This window comes from Streptomyces sp. NPDC005195 (assembly GCF_040608315.1).
GTDB classification, from domain to species: Bacteria; Actinomycetota; Actinomycetes; order Streptomycetales; family Streptomycetaceae; genus Streptomyces; species Streptomyces kaempferi.
Genome location: NZ_JBEXHZ010000124.1, coordinates 1 through 6,870 on the forward strand (window position 1 = coordinate 1; position 6,870 = coordinate 6,870).

Here is a 6,870-nt window from a genome sequence, read left to right on the forward strand (position 1 = left end):
CTGACCAGGGCATTCGCCTACCTGCCGGAGGATTTGCCATCGCCATTCGGGCCCGGGCCCCGTAAAGGCAACGGCATTGGGTGCTGGCCGGGCAATGCCTCCGACCAGACGCTGATCCGCCAGGTCAAGGACGAGATGCGGGACTGGACCCTGTCCAAGATCGTGTGGGTGGCAGACCGCGGTTTCTCCTCCGCCGCCAACCGCCGCTACCTGCGCAAGGGCGACCACGCCTACATCATCGGCGAGAAGCTCCGCTCCGGAAGTCCCGAGGTGCAGGCCGCCCTGTCCCGGCAGGGCCGCTACCAGGACGTCGGCGAGAACATGCGCGTCAAGGAGGTGCGGATATCCGACACCGACCGGTTCGTGATCTGTTACAACCCCGAAGCGGCCGAGCGCGACCGGCACATGCGTGAACAACTCGTCACCCAGCTCGCCGACCTGATCGCCGACACCGACAAGCTCAGCGACTTCAAGCGGGGCGAACTACGCGGGAAGATCGCCGACAAGCCCGGCCTGAACCGCTACCTTCGGGCCACCCAGGCCGGCAAGCTCCGCGTCGACCAGAAGAAGATCAAGGCGGAGGAGAACCTCGACGGGAAGTACCTCCTGCGCTGCAGCGACCCCCACCTGAGCGCCGAGGACATCGCGCTGGGCTACAAGCAACTGCTCGAAGTCGAGCGCGGCTGGCGCGACATGAAGCAGATCATCGACCTGCGGCCCGTCTACCACCGCCTCGAAGAACGCATCCGAGCCCACGTCATCCTCTGCTGGCTCGCCCTCCTCCTCATCCGGATCACCGAGACCACCACCGGCAAGACCTGGCCGCACATCCGACGCGAACTCGACCGCCTCCATCTGGGCACCTTCACCGGCCGCACCGGCACGTTCCAGCAGGTCACCACCCTGACCAAGCCTCAGCGCGACCTACTCGCGAAGCTGGACATCCCCGCCCCCAAGCAGGTCGTCTCACTTCAGCCCGCACCTCGCTGACCAGCGAGAACACCACCGCCTAGAGACACGCCCTCCAGGCGGACACACGCATGTCCGCCCAGGTCAGGCCCCAGATCCGCCTCTCCAGGCTGCCGAATTACGTCGAACCCGGGACGGTGGCAGACTTACGGCACATCGAAACTCCGGTGGTTCAGGGCGACTTGGGAAGGTCACCCCGTTCAACCGGAGTTTCGTTGCGTTCGTGACGGGCCCGGCTGGACCTCTCTGGCCTGCGGACTCACGTGATCACCAGGACTTTGAAATACCCCTGGGCCGTCCCGTCTGGCCTTGCGAACGCCCTCGTCGTCATCGCCGACAACACGGTGCACCTGGCGTCAACGCGGCCGCCCTAGCGTGGTGGGGGTGACGGTGATGGAGCGAACCGGGAGCGAAAATTGAGGGGAGGGGCCTACGTTCGGATCGACTCTGATCAACATCTCGTCGTGCTCTAGACGGCCTGTGTGCAGTGATGGATCCTGCGTGAATGTGGAGACGCCAGAGGGATGTAAGGGTTCAGAGCCCTGAAGTCGCGAAGCAGATGAGGAAGTTCTTCAGGAAACGCGGTATCACGCGCCTTGATCCTGAGAGCGTAGCCCGCAAGTACGGGATGTTCTTTACGCGGGGAGACGGTCTATGGGGGCCGTGGCGGCCACCAGGCGGAGGGGAGCGGTATTCCGTACACGTCTCCTCCCAGCAAAGAGAGGACCTCGCTGCTGTTACTAAGAGAGTGACGCTGATATCCGACACGCTGCTCATGTCCCATGCACCCGGTGCCGGTCTTCATGAGATCGGAACTAAGAACCTACGGGCTATAAGCGATGTTTACAGTGATGAGAACTTGACCTCGATTACGTACGGGATGCACTGCCCGGATCTCGCGTCCCTGGGACGGTGGATTCTTGATGCGGAGGGGCTGCTTCGCATGGGCCTTACGGCGTACCTACCTACAATTTCCACTCTTTCGATCGTCGACAGTGAGTGGAGAGAGCCTTCACACGCGCAGTCGTCGGCCGTCGATTACCTTTTGCGGGATGGCCGACTGGTCGAGGTTTCACAGACACGGCCAGAGATAAACCGGATGGTCCGCCCAATTGTCGCCATGGACATCCCCTTCATTGAAGGGGTTTCTCTGGGGGAATTTAGCAAGATTACGGAGGGTGAGTTCAACTCATTTCGGGGGTTCCGTACGTTTCTGCGTCGCGAGTTCAATGCCCTGGATGAGGCTGTGGACGCGGAGCAGATGGACCGTGCTCTGCGGGATGTGGGTTTTGAGATTGAGGAGGGGATTCGCGAGCTGGAATCCACCATGCGCGTGTTGAGTCGACAACGCGCCTTTGCTACAACGGGGGCCGTGGTGGCAGGGGTCACGGTGGTCCTGGCCGCGGTGTACGGGGCCGTCTTCAAAGAGTATGTGACTGGACTTGTGGGTGGGGCTGGTGGAGGTGCCGTGGGCTGGGCGCAGGCAATGCTTGCTGACAAGTCAAGGGGCCCGGTGGAAGACAACAAGTGGTACTACGTGTGGTGCCTACAGAGGCAGAGTGAACGGCGCCTCTGACCGAAATCACGTGCACACGCTTCGTCAGTTTAGGGAATCAGCGGTTGATCTGGTTCATCAGCTCGCGGTTGGCCGCCCGTGCCGCGGTGAGGTCCTCGTCCCGTTCGGCAAGTTCCGCGCGGAGGTCGAGGATCTGCTGCTCCAGCTCGGTGACCCGGCGGGTGAGCGTTTCGACGTCTGCCGGGGCACCGAGGCCGGAGGCTTCCCAGGCCACCTGCCCCAGGGCCTCGGAGAGGCGTCGTTCGAGCCGGGCGATGTGTGCGGACAAGCGGCTGTTGCGGGCCGTGAGGTTCGCGACGTCGGCCAGCAGCGACTTGCGGCTGACCTGCGTTCCGGCAGTCTTGCCGGGCGGGAGCTGGCCCGCGCGGGCCATGACGGCCGCGTGCAGGTCTCCGTGGCGGTGAATCAGGCTGCGGTGGACGCCGGCGGCGCGAGCGACCGACGAGACGCTGATCTCCTCCCCGGCGGCAGTCAGCTGGTCGAGGGCTTTGAACACTCGGTTTCGGCGACGGTCGGAGTCCGCGGCCCGCGCTCGGGCCAGGTGGTCCGGTGATGTGGTCATGCGTCGCGCTCCAGCCGCAGGTCAGACTCGGGTGGACGGATTCCGGGCATGCCCAGGGAGACGGTGCGGGTCTTGCGCAGGGTCCGGGTTGCGTCCTTGATCTGCTCGCGTTCGTCGTCGGTGAGCCCGTCGAGGTCGGTCTCGACGCGGCGGATCAGTGTGCGGATGCGCTTGATCTCCTCGTCGGACGGAGTCGCTTCGGTGCGGGCCCAGGCATCGAGGTCGGTGGCGGCGGCGAGGCGTTCGCGGTCCCGCAGCAGGGTGTCCAGGTAGATCCGGAGCTCCGGCAAGTACGACGGGTCGGTGCGGAAGTGGTCGCAGCCGACGCAGCGGAACCGGAACGGGCAACCGTGGCCGCCGGCCTTGACGTTGCTCGGCTCGACGCAGATCCCGTAGGGGACGGACACCTGGCCGATCCGCAGGCGGGCGTGCTCGTGCTCCAGGAGCTGGCGGGCCTGGGTCCAGATCTTGTTGCCGTGCCGGTCGAACTGGTGCGAGACAAGTTTATCGACCGCGGCCCGGGTGCGTTTCTCCGTGACCCGTAATGGTGGAGTCGGGTATTGGAACTGCCTGAATGCCCTGCGTGACTGAGGGGTCACTTGAGGAAGATCGGGTCCGTCTACTGGCGGGCTGTGATAGGCAGTGCTGGTGATCAGCCGACTGCCTCTCGACCAGCAACTTGACTCCCTGCGTGCGGTGTTGTCCCGGAATGACGTGTTGTTGGAAGTGTTGGCCCGGACTGCGAAGTTGGACCTGCCCGGTTGGTATGTGACGGCAGGGTGCCTGTTCCAGACGGTGTGGAACGTGGTGTCGGACAAGCTGCCGACCAGCGGCATCAAGGACTACGACGTCTTCTACTTCGACGCCGGCGATCTGTCCTGGGAGGCGGAGGACGCGGTGATCAAGGCCGGTAGGGAGGTCTTTGCCGACCTGGCGGCAGAGGTGGAGATCCGCAACGAGGCACGGGTTCACCTCTGGTATGAGGACAAGTTCGGGGTCGCGTGTCCCCCGTACAAATCTGTCGAGGCAGCGATCGACAGCTTCGCTGCGACGACCTGCTGCCTGGGTGTGCGTTTGGAGACGGACGGCAGGTGGCGTGTGTATGCGCCTCATGGACTGTCGGACGTGTTCAACCTCGTCGTTCGCCCCAACCCTGTGCTCGCTCCGCGGTCGGTCTATGAGACGAAAGCGACGCGATGGCGGCAGGAATGGCCCGAGCTGACTGTGCTGGAATGGCCTTCCACCAGCGTCACGAGCTGTTCCGGCGGCTGATCTCGGCAGCGTAGGCGGCCCAGTCTCCGGCGGCGGCCCGCTGCCACTTGACGGCGACGGTGATGTCGATACCGAGGGTGCGGGCGAGGACTGCTGCGGGCAGCTCGGTGGCGAGTTGGAAGAGAGCGGTTGAGCGGGCTTCCGCGAGGCGGATGCCGAGTTTGCGGAGCCGTTCGCCCATGGCCCAGGCGCTGATCGGGCGGCCGGGCTGGCCGCCGGGGAAGAGCCAGGGTGAGTCCGTCCGGGCAAGGACGGCATGGCTGCGGCGGACCGCGACTTGGCGAAGGGCGAGTTCAGCGACGGGTGCCGGGAGTTCGACCGGGACGGCGCCGAGGTGGATGTGGACGGCGCCGTCCGTTTCCTCGATGTGGTCGACGGTGAGCCGGGAGATCGTGGCGGGCCACTGGGCATAGAGGAGCAACAACAGGCCGGCGAGGCGGTCTTCGGGCTTGAGGGTGTCGTCGTGCAGCAGGCGTCGCGCGGTGTCCCAGCGGGCCTCGTTGTCCATCGGCTGGGTGGGGCCGTTCCATCTGACGGCCGGGAAGCTGAGGTCGCGGGTGATCTTCTGGGCCAGGGCCCAGCGAACGAAGTGGCCTGCCTCGGTGCGAAGGAGGACTTCGTCGCTGGTCATCCAGCGATCAAGATCGGCCTGTCGGCAGGTGGTCAGGGTCAGATTCTGTTCCTCGAGCCAGTCCAGGAGATAGACGGCCGCCCGCAGGTGGTGCCGCGCGGTCGCGAGCTGGTAGTGGGTGATCTCCTTGCCGCGGCTGCGTCGGCGAAGCCGACGTAGAAGGTGCCACGTTGCGTACCGGTGCAGGATTTTCCGTCCCTCGACCGTCGTATGGGAGGTGACGAGGTCCTTCACGTGCCGTTCGAGACGGATCATCTGCTCGTCCCGTTGGGGCAGGACTCCGGCGGCGACGAGAACGCTGCGGATGTGCTCCACGACCTTGCCTTCCGGGAGCTCATCCAGGGCCTGGTGGGTGAGAGGGCGGCGGCCGGAGCCAAGATCGGACAGGACGGTGGAGACGATGCCTTTGGAGAGCCAGCTCATCGCGGTGCGGGCCCGTTCGGTGCCGGCCAGGGCGTCGTAGAGGGGCTGCAGCTTCGAGGGTATGGAGCCGGTGTCGTTGGCGAGGAGATCGTGGAGCCGCTGCTTGAGAGTGCAGCGAGGACACGGGCCCGACGCGTGAAGCCGCTCGGCTTGTCCGCAAGTGGGACATGGGCGCCAGAGTTCGGCGTCCGGTGTCGTGCACGGACCGCAGATGGGCGCGTCGGCGGTGCCGGAGTGGATGCCGCGGAGTCCTCCGCAGACGGTGCAGTGAGCTTGGCGTTGGAAACAGCCGCGGCAGCGGGGCAGGCCGGTGAGCTTCGAGAGTGTGCCGGGTGCGGTGCGGCCGCAGATCGCGCAGACCAGGACGGGCAGGGGGCAGCAGTTGGGGCAGAGGGGACCGTCGGCGGTGCGGTTCTGTACTCGGCGTCGTTCGCAGCAGCTGATGCAGACCTCGGTATTCGCGGGGTCGGTGATCAGGCAGTTCGGACACAGCGGTCGCCCCTGGTCGTCGCGGGTGGCCGGCTCGCGCCGGGCTCCGCAGCGTACGCATTCTTCGACGCGGGACTTGGCGATGCAGTTGCGGCAGACTCGCTGCCCGTCCAGCGGCTTGTCGATGCGGACCACCCGGCGGCAGCGAGGACAGGCGGGCCGGACGACCCCGGCGATACCGGCCTCGTGCAGCAGGTCGATGAACTTCAGGATGGCGCGATGCGGCGCCAGGTAGCCCTCCCCGGTCAGCAGTCGGGGATTCTCCTCCAGGGCCCAGACCACTCGCTGGCGATAGTGGGGGCGGTCGGGCGCCGTCCGGCGGAGGGCCTCGGCGACCGCATCTCGGTCGGTGCCCGGGGCGATCGCGGTGATCAGATCGTAGACGACCGTGACGGGATCGCGGTGGTCGTGGTCGGGACACATCTTGCAGCGCGGCAGGTCTTTCCGGTCTCGGAAGCTGACGCGACGGACGTTGCCGCAGGCGGTGCACTCGGCGGTTTCTTGCCCGCAGACCGAGCAGTACCAGTCCTGCCCCTTGCGTTGGAGGGTTCCCAGCTTCTTGCCGCACTCGGCGCAGACTGGCGGTGCGATCGCCGATGCTCCGGCCTTGCGGAGCTCGATGAGCAGATCGCCGATGGCCCGGGGCGCCGGGGATCGGCCGTCGGTGAGGAGCGCGGGCTGTATGGCCAGGGCCTTGGCCAGCTGTCGTGACTTCGCTCGGCCGCCCGCGACCGCGGTGACCACGGCCCGGATCGTCTCGATGCCGAGTTCCCTCTCGATGCCGGCGACGAGGTCGGTGATCAAGCCGACCGGGTCTGTGACGGCGCGGTCGAGCTGGTCAACCGTGGTCATGACCCAATGCCGTTGCCTTTACGGGGCCCGGGCCCGAATGGCGATGGCAAATCCTCCGGCAGGTAGGCGAATGCCCTGGTCAGGGGGTTTCTTCGT

General features: G+C 65.9%; 6 protein-coding genes. 3 read left to right on the plus strand and 3 right to left on the minus strand.

Translation table 11 applies throughout. The annotated features are described in order from the left end of the window. A partial coding sequence (locus ABZV34_RS36235; RefSeq protein WP_356286556.1) for a transposase occupies positions 1-990 on the plus strand: 990 nt, incomplete at its 5' end. Positions 991-1,474: 484 nt separating this feature from the next. Next, on the plus strand, positions 1,475-2,545 hold the full coding sequence (locus ABZV34_RS36240) for a hypothetical protein (protein WP_356286559.1): 1,071 nt from the start codon (positions 1,475-1,477) through the stop codon (positions 2,543-2,545). Positions 2,546-2,582: 37 nt separating this feature from the next. Here ABZV34_RS36240 and ABZV34_RS36245 read toward each other — a convergent pair whose 3' ends face one another. Together ABZV34_RS36245 and ABZV34_RS36250 are read right to left on the minus strand one after the other, a co-directional pair. Continuing rightward, the gene (locus tag ABZV34_RS36245) at positions 2,583-3,107 is read right to left on the minus strand and encodes a hypothetical protein (protein WP_356286562.1); all 525 of its coding nucleotides are present in this window, start codon (positions 3,105-3,107) and stop codon (positions 2,583-2,585) included. Beyond that, on the minus strand, positions 3,104-3,706 hold the full coding sequence (locus ABZV34_RS36250) for a hypothetical protein (RefSeq protein WP_356286565.1): 603 nt from the start codon (positions 3,704-3,706) through the stop codon (positions 3,104-3,106). The genes ABZV34_RS36245 and ABZV34_RS36250 overlap by 4 nt, the downstream gene beginning before the upstream one ends. Positions 3,707-3,755: 49 nt before the next feature. Here ABZV34_RS36250 and ABZV34_RS36255 point away from each other — a divergent pair, with 49 nt between their 5' ends. Next, the gene (locus ABZV34_RS36255; protein ID WP_356286568.1) at positions 3,756-4,379 is read left to right on the plus strand and encodes a nucleotidyltransferase family protein; all 624 of its coding nucleotides are present in this window, start codon (positions 3,756-3,758) and stop codon (positions 4,377-4,379) included. Here ABZV34_RS36255 and ABZV34_RS36260 read toward each other — a convergent pair. Beyond that, on the minus strand, positions 4,357-6,774 hold the full coding sequence (locus ABZV34_RS36260; RefSeq protein ID WP_356286571.1) for a site-specific integrase: 2,418 nt from the start codon (positions 6,772-6,774) through the stop codon (positions 4,357-4,359). The genes ABZV34_RS36255 and ABZV34_RS36260 overlap by 23 nt on opposite strands. Positions 6,775-6,870 lie beyond the last annotated feature (96 nt).

Coding starts and splice junctions, on each gene's coding strand:
- ABZV34_RS36240 (WP_356286559.1), top strand. CDS start 1,475: ATGTGGAGACGCCAGAGGGATGTAAGGGTTCAGAGCCCTGAAGTCGCG.
- ABZV34_RS36245 (WP_356286562.1), bottom strand. CDS start 3,107: ATGACCACATCACCGGACCACCTGGCCCGAGCGCGGGCCGCGGACTCC.
- ABZV34_RS36260 (WP_356286571.1), bottom strand. CDS start 6,774: ATGACCACGGTTGACCAGCTCGACCGCGCCGTCACAGACCCGGTCGGC.